The organism is Nostoc sp. JL31 (genome assembly GCF_017114965.1).
Lineage (GTDB): Bacteria > Cyanobacteriota > Cyanobacteriia > Cyanobacteriales > Nostocaceae > Nostoc > Nostoc punctiforme_A.
This window is the reverse complement of record NZ_JABXKO010000112.1, coordinates 61,474-84,613: the sequence shown is the minus strand read 5'-3', so window position 1 is coordinate 84,613 and position 23,140 is coordinate 61,474. Positions and strand designations below refer to the sequence as shown.

General features: G+C 40.6%; 23 protein-coding genes, 1 tRNA gene and 2 pseudogenes. 18 read left to right on the top strand and 8 right to left on the bottom strand.

What is annotated here, in order from left to right; genetic code table 11:
* The 3 genes from HWQ43_RS28715 to HWQ43_RS28705 all read right to left on the bottom strand — a co-directional run bounded on the left by HWQ43_RS28715 (position 1) and on the right by HWQ43_RS28705 (position 3,379).
* On the bottom strand, positions 1-1,935 hold the full coding sequence (locus tag HWQ43_RS28715) for a hypothetical protein (RefSeq protein WP_292739976.1): 1,935 nt from the start codon (positions 1,933-1,935) through the stop codon (positions 1-3).
* Between the two features lie 402 nt (positions 1,936-2,337).
* On the bottom strand, positions 2,338-2,742 hold the full coding sequence (locus HWQ43_RS28710) for a biopolymer transporter ExbD (protein WP_094352241.1): 405 nt from the start codon (positions 2,740-2,742) through the stop codon (positions 2,338-2,340).
* Positions 2,726-3,379, bottom strand: coding sequence for a MotA/TolQ/ExbB proton channel family protein (locus HWQ43_RS28705; protein ID WP_292739973.1), 654 nt, complete (start codon positions 3,377-3,379; stop codon positions 2,726-2,728). The genes HWQ43_RS28710 and HWQ43_RS28705 overlap by 17 nt, the downstream gene beginning before the upstream one ends.
* A 331-nt stretch (positions 3,380-3,710) precedes the next feature.
* On the opposite strand from HWQ43_RS28705, the gene HWQ43_RS28700 reads away from it, so the two are divergent.
* The 3 genes from HWQ43_RS28700 to HWQ43_RS28690 all read left to right on the top strand — a co-directional run bounded on the left by HWQ43_RS28700 (position 3,711) and on the right by HWQ43_RS28690 (position 7,115).
* Positions 3,711-5,216, top strand: a complete 1,506-nt coding sequence (locus tag HWQ43_RS28700) for an energy transducer TonB (RefSeq protein WP_292739972.1) — start codon at positions 3,711-3,713, stop codon at positions 5,214-5,216.
* Between the two features lie 602 nt (positions 5,217-5,818).
* On the top strand, positions 5,819-6,064 hold the full coding sequence (locus tag HWQ43_RS28695; protein WP_094352238.1) for a hypothetical protein: 246 nt from the start codon (positions 5,819-5,821) through the stop codon (positions 6,062-6,064).
* Positions 6,065-6,074: 10 nt separating this feature from the next.
* Entirely contained in the window at positions 6,075-7,115 is a 1,041-nt protein-coding gene (locus tag HWQ43_RS28690; RefSeq protein ID WP_292739969.1) for a hypothetical protein, read from the top strand.
* 122 nt (positions 7,116-7,237) lie between these two features.
* Here the strand turns inward: HWQ43_RS28690 and ilvA are convergent, their stop codons facing one another.
* Positions 7,238-8,749 (bottom strand): threonine ammonia-lyase, biosynthetic, encoded by a 1,512-nt coding sequence (ilvA, locus tag HWQ43_RS28685; protein ID WP_292740031.1) that lies wholly within the window; start codon positions 8,747-8,749, stop codon positions 7,238-7,240.
* Between the two features lie 392 nt (positions 8,750-9,141).
* Here ilvA and HWQ43_RS28680 point away from each other — a divergent pair, with 392 nt between their 5' ends.
* From HWQ43_RS28680 to HWQ43_RS28655, 6 genes are all read left to right on the top strand, one after another.
* Entirely contained in the window at positions 9,142-9,447 is a 306-nt protein-coding gene (locus tag HWQ43_RS28680) for an RNA-binding protein (RefSeq protein ID WP_292739967.1), read from the top strand.
* A gap of 334 nt (positions 9,448-9,781) precedes the next feature.
* A complete protein-coding gene (locus HWQ43_RS28675; protein ID WP_292739965.1) occupies positions 9,782-10,300 on the top strand; it encodes a hypothetical protein in 519 nt (172 codons plus the stop codon).
* 160 nt (positions 10,301-10,460) lie between these two features.
* Positions 10,461-11,489 (top strand): aldo/keto reductase, encoded by a 1,029-nt coding sequence (locus tag HWQ43_RS28670; protein ID WP_292739963.1) that lies wholly within the window; start codon positions 10,461-10,463, stop codon positions 11,487-11,489.
* A 521-nt stretch (positions 11,490-12,010) separates the two neighbouring features.
* Complete coding sequence (locus tag HWQ43_RS28665) at positions 12,011-12,154, top strand: hypothetical protein (protein ID WP_292739962.1); 144 nt, start codon at positions 12,011-12,013, stop codon at positions 12,152-12,154.
* The gene (locus tag HWQ43_RS28660; RefSeq protein WP_292739961.1) at positions 12,141-12,395 is read left to right on the top strand and encodes a type II toxin-antitoxin system ParD family antitoxin; all 255 of its coding nucleotides are present in this window, start codon (positions 12,141-12,143) and stop codon (positions 12,393-12,395) included. The genes HWQ43_RS28665 and HWQ43_RS28660 overlap by 14 nt, the downstream gene beginning before the upstream one ends.
* A complete protein-coding gene (locus tag HWQ43_RS28655) occupies positions 12,395-12,688 on the top strand; it encodes a type II toxin-antitoxin system RelE/ParE family toxin (RefSeq protein ID WP_292739960.1) in 294 nt (97 codons plus the stop codon). Before HWQ43_RS28660 ends, HWQ43_RS28655 begins: the two co-directional genes overlap by 1 nt.
* Before the next feature lie 103 nt (positions 12,689-12,791).
* Here HWQ43_RS28655 and HWQ43_RS28650 read toward each other — a convergent pair whose 3' ends face one another.
* The 3 genes from HWQ43_RS28650 to HWQ43_RS28640 form a co-directional block, all read right to left on the bottom strand.
* Positions 12,792-13,040, bottom strand: coding sequence for a type II toxin-antitoxin system Phd/YefM family antitoxin (locus tag HWQ43_RS28650; protein ID WP_292739959.1), 249 nt, complete (start codon positions 13,038-13,040; stop codon positions 12,792-12,794).
* A gap of 262 nt (positions 13,041-13,302) precedes the next feature.
* Positions 13,303-14,040, bottom strand: a complete 738-nt coding sequence (locus HWQ43_RS28645; protein WP_292739958.1) for a Uma2 family endonuclease — start codon at positions 14,038-14,040, stop codon at positions 13,303-13,305.
* A 64-nt stretch (positions 14,041-14,104) separates the two neighbouring features.
* Positions 14,105-15,331 (bottom strand): hypothetical protein, encoded by a 1,227-nt coding sequence (locus HWQ43_RS28640; RefSeq protein ID WP_292739956.1) that lies wholly within the window; start codon positions 15,329-15,331, stop codon positions 14,105-14,107.
* 364 nt (positions 15,332-15,695) lie between these two features.
* Between HWQ43_RS28640 and HWQ43_RS28635 the strand changes: the two genes are divergently transcribed.
* The 3 genes from HWQ43_RS28635 to HWQ43_RS28625 all read left to right on the top strand — a co-directional run bounded on the left by HWQ43_RS28635 (position 15,696) and on the right by HWQ43_RS28625 (position 18,066).
* Positions 15,696-16,286, top strand: coding sequence for a chromophore lyase CpcT/CpeT (locus tag HWQ43_RS28635; protein WP_289798593.1), 591 nt, complete (start codon positions 15,696-15,698; stop codon positions 16,284-16,286).
* Between the two features lie 242 nt (positions 16,287-16,528).
* Positions 16,529-16,599, top strand: a tRNA-Cys gene (locus tag HWQ43_RS28630).
* A 228-nt stretch (positions 16,600-16,827) separates the two neighbouring features.
* A complete protein-coding gene (locus HWQ43_RS28625; RefSeq protein WP_292739953.1) occupies positions 16,828-18,066 on the top strand; it encodes a tyrosine-type recombinase/integrase in 1,239 nt (412 codons plus the stop codon).
* Between the two features lie 60 nt (positions 18,067-18,126).
* Here the strand turns inward: HWQ43_RS28625 and HWQ43_RS28620 are convergent.
* Positions 18,127-19,349: pseudogene (locus HWQ43_RS28620) on the bottom strand (ISAs1 family transposase).
* Positions 19,350-19,517: 168 nt separating this feature from the next.
* Here HWQ43_RS28620 and HWQ43_RS28615 point away from each other — a divergent pair.
* The 6 genes and pseudogenes from HWQ43_RS28615 (at position 19,518) to HWQ43_RS28590 (ending at position 23,079) form a co-directional block, all read left to right on the top strand.
* Positions 19,518-19,838, top strand: a complete 321-nt coding sequence (locus tag HWQ43_RS28615; protein ID WP_292739951.1) for a hypothetical protein — start codon at positions 19,518-19,520, stop codon at positions 19,836-19,838.
* On the top strand, positions 19,739-20,815 hold the full coding sequence (locus HWQ43_RS28610; protein WP_366932925.1) for an IS4 family transposase: 1,077 nt from the start codon (positions 19,739-19,741) through the stop codon (positions 20,813-20,815). The genes HWQ43_RS28615 and HWQ43_RS28610 overlap by 100 nt, the downstream gene beginning before the upstream one ends.
* A gap of 215 nt (positions 20,816-21,030) precedes the next feature.
* Entirely contained in the window at positions 21,031-21,321 is a 291-nt protein-coding gene (locus HWQ43_RS28605; protein WP_292739949.1) for a hypothetical protein, read from the top strand.
* 46 nt (positions 21,322-21,367) lie between these two features.
* Entirely contained in the window at positions 21,368-21,673 is a 306-nt protein-coding gene (locus HWQ43_RS28600) for a hypothetical protein (RefSeq protein WP_292739947.1), read from the top strand.
* A gap of 5 nt (positions 21,674-21,678) precedes the next feature.
* Positions 21,679-21,831: pseudogene (locus tag HWQ43_RS28595) on the top strand (site-specific integrase); the annotation flags it as partial.
* Between the two features lie 198 nt (positions 21,832-22,029).
* Positions 22,030-23,079: a DUF4158 domain-containing protein gene (locus HWQ43_RS28590; protein ID WP_292739945.1), complete on the top strand. Its 1,050-nt coding sequence runs from the start codon at positions 22,030-22,032 to the stop codon at positions 23,077-23,079.
* The last annotated feature ends 61 nt before the right edge of the window (positions 23,080-23,140 follow it).

Below are 23,140 nucleotides of genomic sequence, written 5' to 3'. Positions count from 1 at the left end.
TTATTGATTAGGATAGATATAACGCATTTCAAAGCGACTTTGTTCCCAAAGTGGGATTAAAACGTGTTTAGCAGCATTTAACTGAGCTTGTGAAAAAGATATTTTCCCATTTTCTATAATCCAAATAAATATGCGAGTAATTAAATCTGCCTTAAAACTATTTTCGTATTCACTATTATTTATTCTTACTACTTGCCGATCTAAGCAATCTATAGCATATTTAAAAGTCAAGTTTTTCCAGTCTGCGGAATTGCTATAATTTTCTTCTGGCGTATTTTTCCACTCAACTCTCCGCAAATTTCCGAAAATATAGTCTATGCCTATTATGGAAGAATCCGTATTACGCACTAAATTTGTATAGGCTTGGTAATATGGTTTCAATAGTGAAGCTGCAATATTTTCCACATAGATATGTAACCAAGATTGGATATCACGAAGATAAGGTACTAAATCTCTGATATTATCAATTTCTTTGATTGGGGCGCGTTCACTTCTGTAATTTATTATTTTTGCTAGCAATTCAGATTCAGATAATTGAGATTTGTTTGAGTAGTATTTAATCACTTGGGGAATATATTTATCTAATAACCACTGTTTGGTATATTTAGCTGTCCAAGTTCCTCGTACTCCAATATCTTGCTTCCATAAGCTAAATTTGGCTGTTTCAATAGATTGTAAATTAATATCATTTAGTTCGTAGAGTATGTTCACTTGATTGCTAGGTAATAAAGATAAATCTCTGTCAAACTTGGGGAAGATAAATGCATGATCGCGAATTCCTCGACTCACTCGAATTGATATATTTTGTCTATGGAATATGTGCCATTCTGACTTGCCTTTCTTATAATCAAATTCCTTAGCGAACTGTTGCATCAACTTCCATAATTCTTGTCTTACAGAAAAAAGGATAAAACTACGAACTTCTGAAAATTTTACGAATTTAAAATCCCATGTTTCTAAAGCATTCTCAAATTCAATTATTAAGTTTTTATATTTTTGGCAAACTTCATCGATACACAAACACAAGTCTGTTGCTTCTAACTTTGATAAAATAACTGTTATTTTACCCAAATTTACTGTAAAATTATTTTTATCTAATTCTTTCAAAAAACGACGACAACCCCAATTTGGATGGGTATGTAATCCTGTCATTAATTGACCTAAAATATCTTGATGATTTAAGTGAATTTTTAAACCTTTAAAAAGAATACTACTGAATTCTATTTGACAATTACCTTCTCCAAAAGCTTGGGGTAAATTACAGGCGATCGCTACTTTGGGTTTAACAACAACTAAGTGGCAGCCTTCTCGTGTTATAGAAGGCTCAAAATCACATTTTTCTAAAAAATACTGTAAATCTGGATTACGTGTGATTAATTTTTCTATTAAGTTGCATTTAGTATAGGTTAAAATACTGGCTGTATTTTTATCGATGTTTTTAACTAAATCAAAATTGAGTTTATTATAAAACTTTGAGGCAACATCGTTATTTTTTAAAGTATCTATATTTATATCAAATACTAATTCTTCTCGATTGTAATGTAGACGCTGAAAAACCTTGATATCATATCCATTGGTGACAATAAAAAATAGTGTTTTAAAATGATTACTATAAAATCTAGCTTGCTCAATAGCCTCATTTAACTTGGTTTGTTGCGGTTCTATAGCTTCTACAAAAACCAGTGATGTATCTGTATTTTGTTTTTTAACATCATCTGTTGCAAAATAAATCTGAGCAATTTCTGGATTCTTGGTGTAGGTTTCTGATTGATATGTTTTCAAAGAGTATTCACGATGACATATCTCTGGATAGCAGAGATAGTGAAACATTGGCAAAATCAACCTTTTTTTTACATCATCTTGATTTTGTAAAACACGATGGTCAAAACCTTGTATGCATGTAATGAATTTTTTAATTGACTCTGCAATAGTCATCAGATAATCTACCTGCTTGTATAAATTTGCTATGCCTTATTTTGTTGGTGTAATTAGCAATTTATCAAGTCAGTTTGGATTATGTCGTGATTGTAGATACTAGAATGGAAGCATTCGGCTGAAACTTAACCTTGGAACAACCTACAGCATTGAAGAAGAAGTTAGAAGTCAGAATGAAGATGCTTGTTCTGGCTCCTGAATTCTGTTTTGATAAAAGTTACTGCCTTTAGAATTAAACATCTGGTAAAAATCAGGTAGGCAAAATTAATTAATTGTGTATAACAAGGATTTTGGGTAACACATAATAGATTGCTGGAGATATCTATTAGATAAGAAGGAGTTAAGAGCCAGAATATAGAATTTTCCTGACTCTTTGAACTTCGTTATGCCTAATATATCTATTTATTCTCTTTGGGTAGCGATCGCTAATTTAGCTCCCGGAACCTGACGTACCCGATCCATCACCGCCACCACCCGACCATAATCAACTTTTTCATCAGCATTAATAATCACTAACACTTCTGGGTTAGAACCAACTAAAGTCCGCACTTGCGCTGTCAAATCATCAACTGCAATTGGTTTACGATTCAGGCTTACCTGTTCTTTTTCATCTACCGTAATAGTAATTTTCGTGGGAACTTGCTGTTGTTTCGCTGTGGCAGCCTTCGGTAAATTTACTGGCAAACCTTCTGAACGTGTTAAAAACAGAGTTGACATAATGAAAAATGTCAAAATCGCAAAAATCACGTCAATCATCGGCACGATGTTGATCTGTAGCGGAAGCTCTGGTTCATCTGGTAGACGCATACGTTTTTTCTCCTCGTTCATAGCGACGGCGGTAAAGTAATTCTAGCTGTCCACCATACTCCTGAATTAGTGCAATTTGCCGTTGGTACAATCCCCGGAAGGTATTGGCAAACATGAGTATGAATATAGCAACGATCAATCCTGATGCAGTTGATACCAGGGCTTCACTAATCCCAGCCGTAACACTTGCCGTTTTACTACCTCCCACATCACCAAGATTTAGGGAAGCAAAGGAGGCTATCAATCCTAATACTGTGCCGAGAAGACCTAACAGTGGTGCCAGACTAATTATTGTCTCGAAAATGTTTTGGAAACGTTTGAGTACAGGTATCTCAGCTTGCGATTCACTTTCTAACGCCAAACGAAATTCCTCTGGATTTGGCTCTTCTAATTCTAAAGCCGCCAGAAAAATCCGAGCGAGTGGCAAATCTGCGTTTTTCTGAAGTTTATCCATTGCACCGACAAGATTATCGAGACGGTAGAGATTCAAAACATCTCGCACCACCCGGTTTTGACGCTTATTAATCCGTACCCAAAACCTGACCCGCTCGACGATCAGTGCTACACCCAATACCGAAAACGCCAACAGGGGCCACATGACCACACCGCCTGCTGCAAATAAATTTTGAATTCCCATGTAGTGCCTCTATAACGTCATCCACAATACAAAATTAGACTACCAGAATCTAGAGAAAAGCTGAAACTTATTCTCAACAAAATATAAAATATAATGAGAATTTTTTCAAATGGAACGTTCATAATTTTTATTTACTCCTTCGTTTGTTTTACATAAATAATTGCAATAAAAGTTAATTTTGTCCAAAAACCATGATATTGGTGGTTTAAAAATATGTTTATGCTAGTCCGGGGTTCCGTAAAGCTATCCCAAATAATTTGAATTGTTTACTTGATATTTGTAACCTTGCATTCTAAGATAGCTAAATTAGTGACAATAGGTAGCAATAGCTATGAGCTTTTCCGGCATTACTGTCGAGCAACGTTCCAAAGAAGTTGAGGCTCTCAAGTCTTTTCTGACTTACAGTCTAATAGGTTCACTGGCGCTGCATATCGGCGTACTGTCTTCTGGCATAAGTAATTATTTGACGAGAGTGCCCACAGGAGAAGAAGAACCTATAGAGGTCGCGATCGTGGATTCTCCAACTGCGGAACCAGAAAAACCAATTGCAGAGATTCCAGAAGAAATAAAAAAACAACCAGAAATTGTCCAAAAACAGCCTATAGAAACTCCACCAGTAGAAAAATTTGAACAGATTACAGCAGTCCCTCAGAAGCCACAGCCGATAAATACGCCGCCAAAAGCAATTCCTATCAAGCCAGAAGTTGCTGTGAAATCTGCACCTATTCCACGATCGCTACCAGAAGTACCTGTGAAATCTGCACCCATTCCCCAATCAGCTCCGTCTGAAGATTCCAAAGCAAGTTCGGCAGGTGGCGGTGGTGGTGGTGGCGGTGGCGGTGGCTCTGGTGTTGGTTTAGGCTCAGGTAGTGGTATTGCTGTAGGTACAAGCAGTGGTACTGGCCCTGGTGGAGGAACTGGCACTGGCACTGGTGGTGGCATTGGTAGTGGAACTGGCACTGGCACTGGTAGCGGCATTGGTAGTGGCACTGGTAGCGGCACTGGCAGTGGAATTGGTAGCGGCACTGGCAGTGGAATTGGTAGTGGCACTGGCAGTGGAATTGGTAGCGGCACTGGTAGTGGAATTGGTAGCGGAGTAGGAAACCGTCCGACAGTAGCAACAGGGCCAACACCTCCAAAAACTAACAGTTCAGGTAATGGTAATGGTCGTGCAGCTTGCCGCGAATGTAATGCCAAGTATCCAGAAGCCGCAAGACGGCGAGGAGTTGAAGGCAGAGTAGAAGTAGCTGTAGATACTGATGCAGAAGGCAATGTTACTAATGTGCGGATTGCTCGCTCTAGTGGAAACCGCGACTTGGATGAAGAAACCAAGAGACAAGCGCGTGACTGGAAATTAAAACCCGCACAAGGTGGTAGACAAGGGGTATCGATCGCCACTGAATTTGCTCTACAAGGTTCACGGCGATATCGCCAAGTTCAAGAACGGAAAACACAAAGACAAGCACAAGAAAGAGAGAGAACCCAGCAGACAACGGCTGCTAACTCCACAGAGGCAGCTCCAAGACGTAGGCGCAGAGAGTTGACACCCCCATCAAGCCCAGCAATATCTGGATTTAGTCGGCGACTGGAACCTCAAAGAGCAGAAAGTCCTGCTAGAAACTCATCACCAGAAGCTAGAACAACCCGTACTCAAGGAATTACAAGAGAGTCCTTACGCCGCATTCAGCCAGCGACTACCGATTCATCACAAAAGCCACAAGCAACCACAAATCGGCGGCGGCGAAGAGATAACGCTAGCCAAAATAAATTGCGAGACTCTTTGCGCCGTTTACGCCAACAACCTCAATCGCAACCTGCTACTCCCAGTCAGCAGTAGTCTGTCAAGTTGAAATTCATGGGTTAATAATCAGCGCTTGAGCGCTTAACAAAGGACTAAAGTCCTGACTACGAATTTATTGACCCCGTGAAGTTGACTTGACATACTACTAGTAGAGGGATCAAACTTATTGGAATCATACTTTGATTAACAACGATCGCCGCCTCCTGTTTTTAGGAGGCGGTTGTTCTTTAGACAGAAATGGCTTCATTAAGCATTACCCATCTAGTATGAGGAAGAGGGGTTAGGAGTGCGGTAATTTTATGATGGGCTATTAGAGACACTGGTGATCGCTTGATTTGCCAATCAATAGTAGTGAAAGTAAATCATCCTGCACTTTCTCCTACCAACTTTTATGAGCGGGGCAATGTAAATCGCCTGCGCTTAGAGAATGGTAGTAGTGTTTGCTCATCACCAATTATATGCTGATAGATATAGGCAATAGCTAACTCTCAAGTTGCTCATCTGCACTTTATGTCTAGATGTCAAATTCACTGATTTGAATAAAACTTCTACATAAACACACACTGATGCGGTTTGATTTGCTTGAATAGCTATATTGATAGGACATTGATAACGTCGGCAATTCACAATTCCTGATTATGGCAAGTAAATTCATTGATGTTAGAGAATATACTGTCAGGGCGCACAAAAGACAGATTCATACTCGTGTGTTCCAGTTTGTCTGTAAAGAGTGTAACGATCTGACAAAACGCGAGACTTTCGGCCCTCGACCTTTATATTGTGAGAGATGTCGCCCTCCCCAAGCGCCTAAGAAATCCCAGCCAGCATCTCACAAGGCAAAACCCAGAGCAATGTCTTATAAAAGTGACATCGATTTAAATTGATTAAAGCCCTATGACTCAAAATGGACAATTAGAACCGCCTCCGGGAACCTTTCTCTCACCATTGTTGGAATTACGAGACTATTATGCTCGCCTTACAGAAGAGTATGAACGCCTATTTGTACAGGCGCGATCGCAGCTGGATCATGTAGAAGCGTTGTTGTCTCACTGGTCTTTTTCTGATACCAACAAGCAGATATCAAGATTAACTGCGACTGATGAAACCTCAAATCTTTCTGGGGAAAATTCTCTGCGGTTTTTATCACCCCTTGATGACATCGGCGAAATCAACTTGGTGGAGTCTTCAGAGTCAGAACGAAAAGACTCAGATCGAGTTGAGATAAATAATTCTTTTTCTGCTGCTGTTGATACAAAAGAGAGCCAATCTCTAACGACATCAACAGATTCAAAGATCGCCCCAGAGAACAACGATAGTTCAACGAAGGTAGTGGAAATTCCGATGCTACCTCAGTATCAGCACGCTATCTCGCGAATGGAAGCTATAAAACAGCTATTGCAAGAACAGATAGGTACTGTTTGTCATATCGATTTTATCGTGCGATCGCTTTATGGAGAGTTAGATTCCCATCTATTCAAAGTAGTTAAAGGTAGAGTGCAATCTTCCCTCACCCAAGGTAGAGAAAGGAATTACTGGGTAACTATTCCCGATGAGCCAGGTTGTTATACTCTGGATTTAAGTTTGGTAGCCCCAAATAATCGCAATGGTGCTTCTAGGAATATCAAGAACAAAAACAAGAAGCCTTTCGTTCCCCCGACAAAAACAGTCCCGATGCTCAAAGCCTTTGAGGGTCAATTCTTAATTGATGCCCTCACCTCTCTGTTACAACAAAATCCAGGTAAAGTTTTCAGCGTGGCTGAAGTCATCGCTGGAATTTATGGAGAACTAGATTCTCAGCAAATTAGAGAGATCAAAAATAAGGTGCTGAATGAACTATCTAGAGGCTATCGGACAGGCAGATTCGCTAGGGTTCCTAATCAAATCGGCTTCTATACTTGGGACTCAAATCTGATATTGAAGGGGAGTTCTCGTTAAATTGGGCATTGGGCATTGGGCATTGGGCATGGGGCATGGGGCATTGTTTACTGCCCCTCTGCTCCCCTGCCCCTCTGCCCCTCTGCCCCTCTGCTCCCCTGCCCCTCTGCCTCTCTCCCCACCTATCCCAAAAACAGCTTGTACGCCGGATTCTTATTCTCATCCCAATAGCGATAGCCCAGACGATCGAGAAAAGCTTGCCACTCTTCCATCTCGTGGGGGGGAACCTGGATACCGACAACTATTCGTCCGTAGTCTGAGCCGTTGTTGCGGTAGTGAAAAAGACTAATATTCCAGGCAGGATTCATGGAAGTCACAAACTTCATCAATGCGCCGGGACGTTCGGGAAACTCAAAACGGTAGAGTAATTCATTGTTAGCCAGGGGAGAGTGCCCACCCACCATGTGTCGCAGATGTAGTTTAGTTAGTTCGTCGTCTGTTAAATCAAGGGTTTCAAATCCATGAGCTTCAAAGGTTTCTACCATCTTGATAGCATCGGCACGGTTTTGAATTTGCACACCGACAAAAATATGGGCTGTTTTTTCGTTGGCAATACGATAATTAAACTCGGTCAGATTACGGTTGCCAATACATTCACAAAACTGGCGAATACTTCCCCGTTGCTCTGGAATTGTGACTGCAAAGATCGCTTCGCGGCGTTCGCCGAACTCTGCTCGTTCTGCCACAAAGCGGAGGCGATCAAAATTCATGTTTGCACCACAGGCGACAGCAATTAAGGTTTGTCCCTCGATTTGTTCTCGTTCGGCGTAGGCTTTGGCAGCTGCGATCGCTAATGCACCGGCTGGTTCTAAAATGGATCGCGTATCCTCAAATACGTCTTTAATCGCAGCACAAGTATCGTCTGTATCCACCAAAATAATTTCATCTACATACTGCTGACATAAACGGAAGGTTTCTTCACCGACTTCCCGCACTGCCACGCCATCAGCAAATAACCCCACTTGGGACAAGCGCACCCGATGTCCGGCTTTAAGCGATTGAGACATGGCATCAGCATCAACTGGTTCAACACCAATAATCTTGATTTCGGGACGCAATCGTTTCACATAAGCCCCAATCCCAGAAATTAATCCGCCACCTCCAATTGCCACAAAAATTGCATGGATGGGTTGCTGATGTTGCCGCAAAATTTCCATCCCGATTGTCCCCTGTCCAGCAATTACATGGGGATCGTCAAAGGGATGAATAAAAGTCAATCCTTTTTCTACTTCTAATTCACGCGCATAACTATAAGCATCGTCGTAAGTATTTCCATGTAACACCACTACTCCGCCCCTCATTCTCACCGCATCCACCTTGACTTGGGGTGTGGTTACTGGCATGACGATAATCGCTTTGGTTCCCAAGCGTTGGGCTGCAAGGGCGACTCCTTGAGCATGGTTCCCCGCAGACGCTGCAATTACACCCTTTGCCAATATATCTGGTGGCAGTTGCACCATCTTGTTATAAGCACCCCGCAGTTTAAAGGAAAATACTGACTGCATATCCTCACGTTTCAACAGGAGTTGATTATTCAGCCGCGCAGACAAATTTGGAGCATACTCCAGTGGTGTTTCCTGGGCAACATCATATACACGGGCAGTCAGAATTTGGATGAGGTAGTCGCAAAACATGGGCGTCAAGGTGTTAGCAAATGCTGGATGGAAATTAATTCTACGTTACAAGCGATCGCACTGGTTTTATTGAATTGTTTTCTCTCGAATTTTTGATTGAACAAAATTTAAAAATTACCTAATTAATATTCTTTGAAGAGAGATAAGTTCAACTATGGAAATTTTTTGATGACTGCAAATTTCATGCGATCGCTGGTAAGTTAATTTTAAACAAGTTTTGCTAACTATTTGAGTATATTAAGTATACTGCTGCTTAAGAACATAACTTCTCAATTTATGTTAAAGTATGCGTGGAAGATGAAATTCGGCTGTACAGTTTGTTTTTATATATACTTGTATTACAGACCTCTCCGGATCTAAATCTCTACATCCTCTGATTCTGGAGACATTCTATGTCAATTTACGTCGGCAATCTATCTTATGAGGTTAAAGAAGATGACCTCCGCCAAGTCTTTGCAGAATATGGAACTGTAAAAAACGTTCAATTGCCTATCGACCGAGAAACAGGTCGGATGAGAGGTTTCGGCTTTGTGGAATTGGAATCAGACGAACAAGAACAAGCAGCAATTGATGCCCTTGATAATGCTGAATGGATGGGTCGAAGCTTAAAAGTTAATAAAGCCAAGCCCAAGACAGACGGCGGTTCCTCTGGTGGTAGACGAGGAGGCTATGGTGGCGGTGGTGGTGGCCGCTATTAAGGTCTAAAACCAAAAATTTAACTCTAAGGTCTTAAGGGCAGACAAGGAGTCTGCCTTTTTTGCGTTTTGGTTGACCGAAGAAATGCAGTTCCGATAAAACAAGTTTCAAAAGCCTTGGATAAAAGAATGACTGGGGACTGGTATTTTGATTCAGCAATGGCTCAACCTTAGCTATTCGCTAACAGCACTCAGCAATGGCTCAACCTTAGCTATCCGCTAACAGCACTTTCAAATCAGAGAGCAGGATGCAGGAGGTTTTAGGAAATAATTCTTATGAAGCCATGCGTTAGGGTAGCTTCCCGCAGGTATCGTTTTTGTAATAGGTGTAGCAACCATGAACCCAGAAGCTAAACATATTGTTAACGAACTAAGGCATAAGTTTTACTCTAACTTTGCTGCTACTATGAACATGCCAGTACTTATAACTGGTACATCTTATAGTAGTAATTCACCGATCGCATCTTGGATGGATCGTAAGCAGAGACTCAACTATATAAATGTATACGCCTATACAGCACCCGATAAATTTGTTCCATTTCGCCCATTCATTCTGCGAGTGGCTATTAACAAGAGTGCTGGTAGAGTGACGACGATTAGAAAAGGACAAATCTGCCGAGGTCTGAATTTGGTGTGGGATTTCGAGTTAACTGTATTACCAAAAGAAATCTTAGACTTTCTTCCCTGGATAGTTAACTTAGTTGAGGCCCATGATAAAGGTTCGCCCTTGTTGCTAGAATCACCACCCCATTCATTTGAATTAAACGTGTCAGAGGTCAAGTTATTTAATAACGCCTGGACTGAAAAAGCTTGGCTCTTGGCAAATCCGACCATATTCCCTACTCGAAATATATAATTTTTTTAATTTTCATAAATAAATTTAGTTTCTCTCAAACCCTTTTGGCAGAGAGAAAAACTATTTTTTACAAGCTCCTGCCTCCTGCCTTTCTCCGATGAATGATTGAGGACTGCTATATATGCCTGATAATTAATAAGGCAATCTACAAACAGCAAAGATGCAGACTCTCCAAAAACTCTCTCTCCCAAGCATGGGCTGCGGCACTTGGGCCTGGGGCAACCAACTGCTTTGGGGATATGACGAAAGTATGGATGAGCAGTTGCAGGCCGTCTTTAACCTTTGTGTCAGCAACGGTGTAACTTTATTTGATACAGGCGATTCTTACGGAACGGGGAGATTGAATGGCCGGAGTGAGTTACTTCTGGGACGATTCAACCGAGAATATGTAGGTTCAGGCAAAGACAATATTTGTATTGCGACTAAGCTGGCTGCTTATCCGTGGAGATGGACACGTCAATCAATGGTAAGGGCTTGTCAATCATCTGCCCAACGCCTGGGAAAAAATGTCGATTTGGTACAGATGCACTGGTCAACAGCAAACTATGCTCCTTGGCAAGATGAAGGACTATTAGATGGTCTTGCCGATTTGTATGAGCAAAGACTGGTCAAGGGAGTAGGATTATCCAATTATGGGCCGAAACGGCTTCAGCGAGTGCAGAAGAAATTTGCCGAACGAGGCGTTCCGATTACAACTCTGCAAGTTCAATACTCTCTGTTGTCTACATATCCTGTCACCCAACTCAAGCTCAAAGAGCTTTGTGATGAGTTAGACATTAAATTAATTGCCTATAGCCCTCTCGCTTTGGGAATATTAACAGGAAAATACTCTGAGCAAGGCCCTTTGCCTAAAGGCATTCGAGGTCTGTTATTTAAACAAATATTATCAGGAATGCGTAGAGGTGTTCGCGCAGCGTCTCATAGAGAAGCGGCTTCTGCTGGCAAATCGCTTTTGGAATGTTTGCGAGAGGTGGCACGGTTCAGAAACAAAACTATGTCACAGGTAGCAATTAATTGGTGTATTTGTAAAGGAACTATTCCCATCCCTGGAGCAAAGAGCGTCGAACAAGCCAAGGAGAACCTTGGGGCGTTGGGTTGGCAATTAGACGCTGGTGAGATTGCAGAGTTGGATAAGGCGGCAGCGAATACAGACAAAAAAATGGTACAAAATATCTTTCAAACTAAGTAAAATTTTAACGTTGCTGAATTTGCCCTACTAAAGCCTAATTCTGGTTAAGTGAAATCCACAGATTTGGTATTTAATGTAACAATAGACTCAGCAATATCCACTAAAAATATGATGTTTGTAACGAAAATCGTAGTGGTGGTAACTAAATTCGTAACATTGTAACGAAAATAATCATGTTTGTAACGAAAATCGTAGCGGTGGTAACTACACTCGTTATTTTAGTAACAAACTCGTAATATTGTAACGAAAATAATCATGTTTGTAACGAAAATCGTAGTGGTGGTAACTAAACTCGTTATTTTATTAATTTAAAGCGTGATGTTAGTGGCGATGTTTAGTAACGGCAACTGGTTTCAATTCAAAAAACCTAGATATCACACGCAATATATTGATAAAGTAATGCTGAACTGTGCAAAATCCGTAACGCTGAGTAAAATATGGGTTTTTTAACTTAGTTGCGGAATTTAGAACAAAAATGGTGTGTTAATAAGTAAATAGGATGCACATAGTCAAGGCAGGATATGATACTTGAAACTGCGGCGATCGCTATTTTCTCATCAACCAAGGTGCGATCGTTAAACGTTTACACAAAGACAACGCCTAACAATCTTGATAACATGGAAAAAATAGTTCAACCTCACTTCCAAGGTTATGAGCAACATTAATATTTCCTTACCTGGGTCGATGAAAGTCTTTATTGAGGAACAAGTGGCTGAAGGTGGCTACAGTTCAGTTAGCGAATATCTACAAGAGTTGATCGTTCAACACCAAAAACGCAAGATGCAAGAAAAGATAGAAAAACTTTTAATTACAGGACTTGAAAGTGGAGAAACGATAGAAGTTAATGATGAATGGTGGCAGGAAAAACGCACACATCTGATCGACCTGATGCATCAAGAGAAATAATGACAAAGCAGATAGTCATTACACCCAAAGCAAGTTTAGATATTGATGAGTATTTTGCTTACATTGCCCAAGAAAACCCCGAAACGGCTCTTTTATTTTTTGACTCTGTAAGAGAAACTTTTGCACAGTTAGCAAGAACGCCTGGAATGGGTAGCCGTTATCCTCTGGATAATCTTAGTTTACAAGGTTTACGTAAATGGGCTGTTAAAGGATTTAAAAAGTATCTAATTTTTTACTTTGAGGGAGATGAAACCATTGAAGTTGTGGGATTCTCTATGCTGGGCAAGATATAGAAAGGATTTTAGAATAGGAATAATATTGATTAGCGATCGCTTGTATGATTATTTTGGTGGAGCGATGTCTACGACGGGCTACGCCTACGCTTTTTTCTCATCGCTAAACTAGATTAGAACTGTCAAAATCATTTAGGATATCTTCTGGTAAAGGCTCGTCAAAATCTGGTGCAATGATAACTTTACCTTTATCCAATCCTGGAATTCGAGGTGAGGCTGTATCTGTGAGAGCGACTAGGCGTGCAACTGGAATACCCTTCTGTGCAATCACCACCTCTTCACCAAGTAATACCTGACTCAGCAATTCAGAAAACTTAGCAGTTAATTCAGAAACATTAACGGTAATACTCATTTGCCTAAGTAATTGTTAATTCCTAATATTTCTTAGGATAACACTGGCTATAATTCTTTTTACTTTGAGCAATATTAAAACATTGAAGTTGTGCGGATTCTCTATGCGGGGCAAGATATAGAAAGGATTTGAGAACAGGAATGATATTGATTAGCGATCGCTTTTATGATTACTTTGATGGAGCGATGTCTACGACGGGCTACGCCTACGCTTTTCTCTCATCAACACAAATGCTGTATCTTCTGAGTTCTACGTTTCTATCTCAGATACATTCAAACCTGTCTGTTAACCTAGCTACCTGTTCTACTGTCATCCCAGACTCAAGTAAGTTGCGTGCAGTTTGTAATAACTGCGATTCTGCCTTGTCTGCCCTTTGACGTTCCTTTTCTTCAGGAGTTGGCAGCAATTCTCCTGCCAAATTTGCCCAGCGTAACCAAGTAGCATCAATACCTTTATAACTTCCCTGCCACAACTGCAATGCTAACCCTAAAGATTGGCTCACTAACTGATTTTGAGCATTGAATGCAATAGGTTGATAAGCTCCTTTTGCAATAGAAAAACCAGCCAAATCATTAGGGTTAAAAGGGTCATACCAGAAATATTCTGGCACACGCATTTGATTTTGATAAATTAGCTTTTTCTGATTTTTATCTGCTTGGGCTGTGCTGTCAGAAAGCAACTCAATAACGACATCTGGTGCTTTCTCCTCTTCCCAAACCACCCAACTGCGACGTTCTCCTTTCGGGACTCCCAACACAGCAAAAAAGTCTGGCCCTTTAAAGTCTTTGTTTCGCACTTGGGCCAGACTGTAATAAAAAAACATATTACCGCCGATAAACCCATCCTCTCGTTCTTCCAACCAAGGTATCAAAGTATCTATCAGCAAATCCATCTGGGCTTTGTGTCGTACGCTTTCCATCGGGATACCGTCATCATCGGGTAATTCTGCTTGGGTAGGTGGAAGTTGAATATCTGGTGCAGCTAGGGTAGTTTCTGACATAGCTTTTCACCTTGTGGTTAGGCGTGACGGGTATTTTTATGTTAAGCGATCGCAGAAATTTCAGTTAATTTGCTTTCGACAGTTTTGCAATTTGCCCAGTAAAGTATGCTTCTTGATGTTTGAGTTGTTGCGCCAGTTTTAACCCTTGTTGAAAAGCTGTTAATGCTTGAGGGAATTCTTTGCGTTCTAGATGCAATTGCCCAATTTGGTCATAACCTTGCATCATTCCGTAAAAATTGGCAGCTTGCGCCTGTATCTGCACCAGAATTTCGCTAGCCTGCAAAGCCTCTTCTGTTTGTCCTTGGGAACGATACAGCGCAATTAACTTCTGCAAAGCATCACCAGCCCGAACGTACTCCTTTAATTGCCAAGCAGTGGTATAAGCTTCTTGATAATTATTAAAAGCTTCTAGCAGTAAGTTAGGATCTTTCTTGGCTAGAGATTCGTAATCTGAAGCGATCGCTAGCTTTAATTCTGGTATTTCCGTAAGCTTATTTTCATTAACATAAATTTCTGCTAGTTTGTTAAGTACATTCAATGACTGCTGTGGTTGGCTTGTCTGCTCGTAAATATAAGCCAGTTGTTGCAGATATATTACCTCGTTTACACGATCGCCAAGAGATGTAGCGAAACTCAACAATTCCTCGTAGATTGGCGCAGCTTTGCGATAATCAAACCAACTCAAATGCAGTTCTCCAAGTGTTTTGAGGGTTTCTAATAGCGCTGTTTGGTCTTGTTGTTGTCGCACTACTAGCAAAACTTGGTTGTAAGCTTCTATAGCTAATTTAGACGATCGCACATTTTTGTAAGCTTCACCTAGCGATCGCCACAATTCTAGATCAATTGGGGCAGTTTTTTTCTGAGATTGCGCCTGTTTTTGAATCGCTTGCAATCTTTCCGTAATATATTGTACTTCTTGGCTGTCATTTTGCTTCCAAGCGATCGCCCCAACTCGTGATAATGCTTGCACCTCTGCTAATGAACCTAAAAAGCGCCGCAAACGCAGTTCTCGGTTCCAAATTTCAAAGGCCGCAATCGGTTCACCTGCTTGCAGTTTCGCCGCCGCTTCTTGATTTAACGCATCTAACGCTGGTTCTAACTTTTGTCGTTCTTGGGGAGTTAACGGCTGTTTATCCTTGGGCGATCGCGGTGACAGTGGATCGGGTGTGGTAATCTCTAGAGGGCTGGGAGGAAATTTATCAGGTGGTTTTGGCGGTTTACTCTCTGCCAGTGTTAAGGAATTGCTAAAAAGTATAGTGGCAGTAGCGATCGCAATTAAGTGCCTGAGCATGAGTACTTTACTTTGCCTTGAGTGATTTGCATGAGATAATTAGCAATTATCCCCATGCCTATTATTGACTAACTATTCTCCAGCTTTTCTCCAGCTTGACAAGAAAAGCTTACCTGAGAGCTATGTGGCTTCAGGATACACTAAGTGCGGATTTTGCCAAAATAAATGCCTAACGAATTTTAGTTGTTAAGTACAAGATGTCAGCAGTTTAACTTGTACTGAAGCAGCCTAATTTTCTCTAGTCAAAGCATCCATCGTACATATAATATAATTTAAAAATTGCGATCGCAACCGGGATTTTTGAGTCTAGGGAGTGTCAAAATAATCCTAGATCATATTTAAGCAATTAGTCGATCCTTTTGTAATGACTCATTCTACTGATATCGCCACCTTAGCCCGCTGGATGGCAGCTGACTTTAGCAATCAAGAACAAGCTTTTGAAAATCCACCTTTTTATGCCCATATCCGCGTGTGTATCCGTCCTCTTCCCTTAGAATTGTTCTCAGGGGTAAGTTTGTTTCTCGAACAAGCTTATGATTTTATGCTCAATCAACCCTACCGGATGCGGGTAATGAAGTTGATTCCGGCAGAAAACCACATTGCGATTGAACACTACACAGTTAAAGAAGAAGAAAAATTTTACGGTGCATCCCGTGAACCCGAACGCCTCAAAGAGTTGTCTGTTGACCAATTGGAAAAAATGTCAGGTTGCAACATGATTGTAGAGTGGACAGGGAAGAGTTTCAAAGGCAGAGTTGAACCTGGTAAAGCCTGCATAGTGGTTCGTGACGGCAAAAATACTTATCTGGATAACGAATTTGAGATTGACGCTAAAGAATTTTTCAGCCTCGACAGGGGAAGGGATTTAGACACCGATGAGCGTCTCTGGGGTTCCATCGCCGGCCCATTTCACTTTCTGCGTTGGGGTAGTTTTGCCGACGAAGTAAAGGTGTAACAAGTGAAAAGTGAGGAGTTACAACCCAAAACTCTCTTTAATTTGCTAAGAGTTGTCTGTGGTTTGGTCAACTTGTAATCGCAACTTTTAGCGATCGCCCAAAGACTACCAAAAACATCCAGTTAACCTACTATCTCTACCTCAGAATCCTATGCTATCATGGTTTAACTAGCGCCCTATGGCTACTAAATGGCTACTAAGACACCTTAGCAACATTAAAGTAGTTCAGGGTATCTTGCTGTGGCGGCATAGCCAAGTGGTAAGGCAGAGGTCTGCAAAACCTCCACCCCCGGTTCAAATCCGGGTGCCGCCTTTAAATAAATATAATCATTACAGGGCTTTGAAGCCCTTTTTTGATGGGAGTTGTAAGGCTGGTTTCCAGAGCCTTACAAGATTTTTGGGGTAATTTTGGGTAGTTTGGGGAAACAACTGGGGTAAAACTGGGGTAAACATGTAAGGTAAAGGTGTTTACCCCAATAGACATTTGTAAAACTGGGGTAAAGTGGAAAAGTAAAAATGTTTACCCCAGTTAATTAAGCTTATGGAGCCTAAAAAATCTCAAAGTATTGCCAGTCGGGGTTCGGTGCAGATAAAGAACTCTAACGGCAGTCTCCAATTAGTTTTTTCTCATCCTATTATTACGCCCACTGGAGAGCTAAAAACCAAGCGTTTCTATCTTTCAACAAGGCACGATGATACACCTTTTGGAAGACATCAAGCATCGGCTTTGGCGACAAAAATCCAGAGAGATATTGACTATGGAGAGTTTGATGCCAGTTTAGTTAAGTACAAACCAGCAGCGTCATTAAGCACCGTTACCCCAATTACCCCAATTACACCTTCACCTAAACCCCAACCAGACTTGGGAGAATTATGGGAAAAATACACTGAATTTAAAAAACCACAGGTTAGTCCTTCTACTTATGCGGTTGACTACCGCAAGTATCGCAATCACATTGCTAAGTTACCAACTAAAACTTTAGATGATGCGATCGCAATTCGAGACTATTTAGTTGCACATCTCAGTGCTAATGCAGCTAAACGTACTTTGACAAATATAAATGCTTGCTGTGATTGGGCACTCAAGAGCCAGCTAATTGAATCAAATCCCTTCCCAAGTATGGCAAAAGATATCCAAATACCGAAGTCAGAATCGGCAGAATATGAAATTAATCCCTTTACTAAGGAAGAACGGGATAGCATAATTCAAGCGTTCGAGGAGAGTAAGCTCTACAGCTACTATGCTCCTTTAGTAAAATTATTATTTTTTACTGGATGCAGACCATCCGAAGCGATCGCTCTACAATGGAAGCATATCAGTGATAAATACATTACCTTTGAGCAAGCAATTACCATCAGTACTAAAGGGTTAGCTCTGAAAGATGGATTAAAAACCCAAAGCCAAAGACGTTTTCCGATTAATAATCAGCAACGTGAAATTTTAAACTCTATCAAACCTGAGAACTCTAACCCAGATGATTTTATCTTTAAAAGCAAGAAAGGTGGCATAGTAGACTTTGGAGATTTTCTCAATCATGCCTGGAAAGGTTACAAAAATCATCGTGGTACACATATAGATGGAATCGTAACTCAACTTGTAAAACAGGGTGTAGTCAGCGAATATCGCAAACCTTACCAATGCAGGCACACTTTTATTACTCTTTGCCTTGAAGCTGATATTGATGCGAAGGATGTAGGAAGGTGGGTTGGTAACTCTCCAGAAATTATTTACAAGCATTATGCAGGTAATAAACGTAACCTACAGGTGCCAGAACTATAAATTTGTTGAATTAAAATATAGGCAGGGTTAGCGCGTCTCAAACCCTATTGACAGGGGGATTTATGGCAGAGGTACTGAGTTTGAGAGAGCCGCAGCTAACACAGAAAGCATATAGCGATCGTTCATAGCTGCCCGTCGTGATTTTTGGCGAATACTGCGACGAAAAGACGATTCTCGCTCTAATGCATTAAGAGCAATGCGACGTAGTAAAGCAAAGTTTTGTGGACTGTGTAAAGAACGAATTCGGCATTCAACAAGAGTGGAAGGTAACATCCAATGTCCAATGAACAGAATTTTCTATTTCCCAATGCTGTCGAATTGCACTAGCAATCTTGTTTGCATCATTAATAAGGCTAGTAATGTAAAATTGTACTTCGTGTGTTGTTTTATTCCAATGCTGAATCGAACGTACTACCATGACTATTGTTTTTAGTCCTCCCCATAAATCTAGTTGATAAAGTCCAGGAATCTGCGACACAGGTACGGTGTAAACTGTACGTTTTTCGATGCGGTAATGTCCTTTTTCAATACGTTGACTAATACCGATATCAATATCTTTAAATCCAATGGATTGTGCTGCCTCAAACCAATTTTTTACTTGTTGATGGAGTGTTGGGTGATTATCTTTCAGACTCAGAATATAATCCGCATTAGCTGCAATAATTTTCTCGGCAATCAATTTCTGTGAACACAAAAGCATCAATGGTAATGATGCAGCCAGAGATGTCTAATATGTCCAATAGTGCTGGAATTGCAGTGATTTCATTTGATTTAGAACTGACCTTTGTTTGTCCCAAAACTAAACGATGTTCACTCGACCAGGCACTCACTGTGTGCAAGGCTTTTAGTTTTGATTCTCGGTCATAAGACCCTCTATGAGTTTTGCCATCTATGGCTACTACTTCTACTCCCAATTTCTCAACCAAGGATTGAACCCACTGCCGAAAACATTGCTCAAATTCTTTTGGGTTAATTCTTTCAAATACCCTCCTAAAAGTATCGGGGCTGGGTATTCCCAATGGTAGTTCCAAAAACGTTTTCAACCACTCCTGTTTACTGATTCCATACTCCTCAATATCTTCCCAACCTGACGCTCCTGCTATTACTGCCAAAATCGCTATGGTGATGATATCTGTGAGTAAATGATATCTTGTCCTTTCCACTCTGGGGTCTTTTATTTGTGTGAAGTATTCCTGAAACTTAGTGGTAATGTCTTTGCTATTTACACTGGGTGTAAAAGATGCTTTGGTTTTGCTTTTCTTGTTCTCAAATCCTGCTGGCATTACTCGAACCTTGCACCTAGATGGATTAAATCTTACCCTAGCCCGGATAGTGCCACTTTGTTTCCAACTTGATTGCTTATCAGGTAAGTCCGCTTGTCAATAGGGTTTGAGACGCGCTAACCCTGGGATAAATTTAATCAAAGTTTAGGTTTACCTTTTAAAGAACTATTGCCAGAATCTGCAATAAAACTTGCAATCTCTGAAGTGAAAATTAAATATAAAAAGCGATTATTTGAGCCCTTTATTACTTTGTGGGCGTTTTTGTCGCAAGTTTTGGATAGTGATAAAACTTGTCATAATGCTGTGAGTAAAATAATTGCCCATTTAGCAGGTTCAGATGTAGAAATTCCTTCATCGGATACGAGTGCTTACTGTCAAGCTAGGGCAAGATTGCCAGAAAAATTATTAGAGAAGCTTTTCAATTATTCAGCACAAAAACTGGAAGAAAAGTACCCCAAGAGTATTTATGGTGTGGTCGAAATATTTTAGTGATAGACGGCTCGACGGTATCTATGCCAGACACTGTAGAGAACCAAAAAGAATACCCTCAACCTAGCACTCAAAAAGATGGATGTGGCTTTCCAATCGCCAAAATTGGTGTGATATTCAGTTTAGTTACGGGAGCCGCCGTTGCTTTGTGCATCGATGTATTGAACACTCATGATATTAAATTAGCAAGGAGGCTGTATGGTTTTCTCAAACCCAATGATGTGCTTTTAGGGGATAGAGCTTTTTGCGCTTATGCCGATATGGTTACGATTACCAAACTCGGTTGTGATGCTATATTTCGGAAGCATCAATCTCGCACAACAACCATGCGGAAAGGTAAAATTGTTGGAGATTGCGATAAATTGGTTACTTGGTATAAACCTAAAAGTTGTCCAAAAGGTTTGAGTAAAGATGAATTTGATGCTCTACCCACTTACATAAGAGTGCGAGAAATCTACTATTATATTTTTATTCCTGGTTTTCGTACTCAACGAGTTAGTTTAATTACTACTCTTTTAGATAAAGAAACTTATTCTACTCTGGCGATTGTTGAGCTTTACGGTCAACGATGGAACGTTGAACTAGATTTAAGACATCTTAAAACTACTCTGGGAATGGAGATTTTGCGGTGTAAAAGCCCCTCAATGGTACGCAAAGAAATTTACGTTTTTTTGCTTGCTTATAATCTACTTCGTAGTTTGATGTGGGATGCCGGAACTACTTACACCACTCCTCCATTACGCCTATCGTTGCAAGGTACTCGCCACCATTTAATTAACTTTATTCCCAAATTATTAGCTACAACTTCAACAACACGTCTTAAAATTTATCGCACTCTACTCAAAATTATTGCTCACAAGGCTGTTCCTGACCGTCCTGCCAGAAACGAACCACGAGTCCGTAAACGCCGCCCGAAAGCTTATCCCTTAATGACCAAACCCCGGCACGAATTACGAAAGCAGTTGCAAACTGCTTAAACCGCAAGGGTTTCGGCTTTTCTTAGTGCCATTCAGTACTGGAGTTTAGACTAAATGGAAGCAAACAGAAAATAACAGCGATAGACTTACGGAACTAAAAAAATACACCATAAACGGAGAGAGGAAGCGCGCCAAAAAAGAAAAAGTGGTCAGTGATGTTGAACTAACCACTATTTGGTCAATGCTGAAAAGAGGAAATATCTTACAGCTTGACCATGACATTAAATAAGCTTAAACAATTCCGTACAGGAACATACACTATCCTGGGCAAAGCCAAAGATGCTTTATTTGACCTGATGGATGCAGTCTTAGTAACACGTAGTGTTTATTCATTTGCAGAATTATCAGTATCTCCAGTATTTAGAAGAAAGTGGTCTAGTGTCTACGAAGCAATACAAGACGGCAACCCACCTAGAACAGAATTAATGAAGTTGTATATAAAACAACTGTCATTCCCAGAACAAATTATCTTAGCAGGAGATCATACAGCTTGGGCAAGACAGTAAAGCTCGCACACTCAAAGAGCGAACTTTTGAGCATCAAGCCCATCCAATGTCAGGTGCAAAACCCGTGACAGTAGGACAAGGTTACAGCACCATAGCAATAATTCCAGAAACAGAAGGTAGTTGGGCATTACCGTTATTACATGAGCGCATTACAAGTTTTGAAAATCCGATTGCAAAAGCTGCGGCACAACTAAAACTTGTTTGTGAAAATTTGCCAACACGACCAATTAGCTTGTGGGATGCGGAATATGGCTGTGCAAGTTTTATCAAACAAACTGCCGACATTGCCGCAGATAAATTAATGCGCGTGCGTTCTAATCGACTATTCTATGGTGCGCTGCGTTTAGTCTAAACTCCAGTACTGAGCGTGTTGGTTTAATGGGGATTGAAGAATTGCGGGCACTGATGGGTCATGAAAATATTCAAACAACTCTACGTTACCAAAAAGTTACATCATCTAGGGCAGAAGAAGTTGCACGTCAGGCTTTAAATAATTTAAGCTTTTTATAGTCGTAAGTAATTATGTAAAAACTCGAAGATGACTATTAATTTTTAGCATTTGTACTTATATAAATTAGAATTTTACACACAAAACTAATTAAAAAGCTGGTAGTTGAAGAGAAGACACTATACTATGGGGTTGAACAGTGAGAGGTCAACCGTTATCTAGTTATTTTGGGCTTTTTATATGTTACAAGTATTACTTTAATGACCTTAATTGACCGTACCGCATATCCTAAATTTAAACAATTTCCCGACCCTAAAGAACTCGCAGAACTTTATACACCAACAGAGACGGAAATTAAGCTAGTAAAGACTCGTACCAAGAGCCATGAAGGGTTTCTTTGTTTCATGGTGATGTTAAAATCCTTCCAGCGGCTTGGTTATTTTCCCCATCCCGAACTGGTACCAATTGCGGTTATTAAACATTTAAGGTCGTATTTAAAGTTACAAGACTGGGTAAAAGCTATCCCCTCCGAACGTCAGCGCTACAATTACCAAAATGCGATTCGGGAATATTTGGGGGTTAAACAATACGATAAACCAGCCCAAAGATTAATTGCGATCGCTATTGCAGTATCAGCAGAAGTTAAAGACCATCCGGCTGATTTAATCAACGTAGCAATTGAAGAATTAGTTAAGGAAAGGTACGAGTTACCAGCATTTAGCACCCTTGACCGTTTAGTTGGCCATATTCGCGCTTCGGTTAATAACCGTTTATTTTCCCGGATATCTACGGGTCTTTCTCAAGTCGAACAGATTTATTTAGACCAATTGCTATCTGCTGATGCTTTGGAATCAACCGCTACACTTAATTTACTGAAATCACCACCTAAAAGTGCGACTTTAAGTGGTGTTCGACAATTACAAACCAAGTTTGATGCGTTGATGACTTTTGGTGATGCTAAACGATTGTTGGCGAGTATCGCCAGAACCAAAATTAGGTACTTTGCAGCCCAAGGCAGAGCTTTGGACATATCCGAGTTTCAAGATATCAATTTGCCCAAACGGCGAACTTTGCTCCTATGTCTATTGTACGAGGCACAGATTAAGACCCGCGACCATCTCGTCGAAATGTTTCTTAAACGTATTCTCAAGATTCAAAACAATGCCAAACTTCGATTAAAAGAACTGCGCGACAAGCATTTAACAGAAACATCCGAGTTACTGGCTACGTTTGCAGAAGTATTAAAGGTATCGAAAGAAGCAACATGTGCAACTTTAAGGAGGGGGTGGCTGCTCATAGCGGTGGTTTAGTAGGGTCGATGCTTTGATTTTAAGGGTAATTTTAGCGATCGCCATTTTATCCACCCACTGG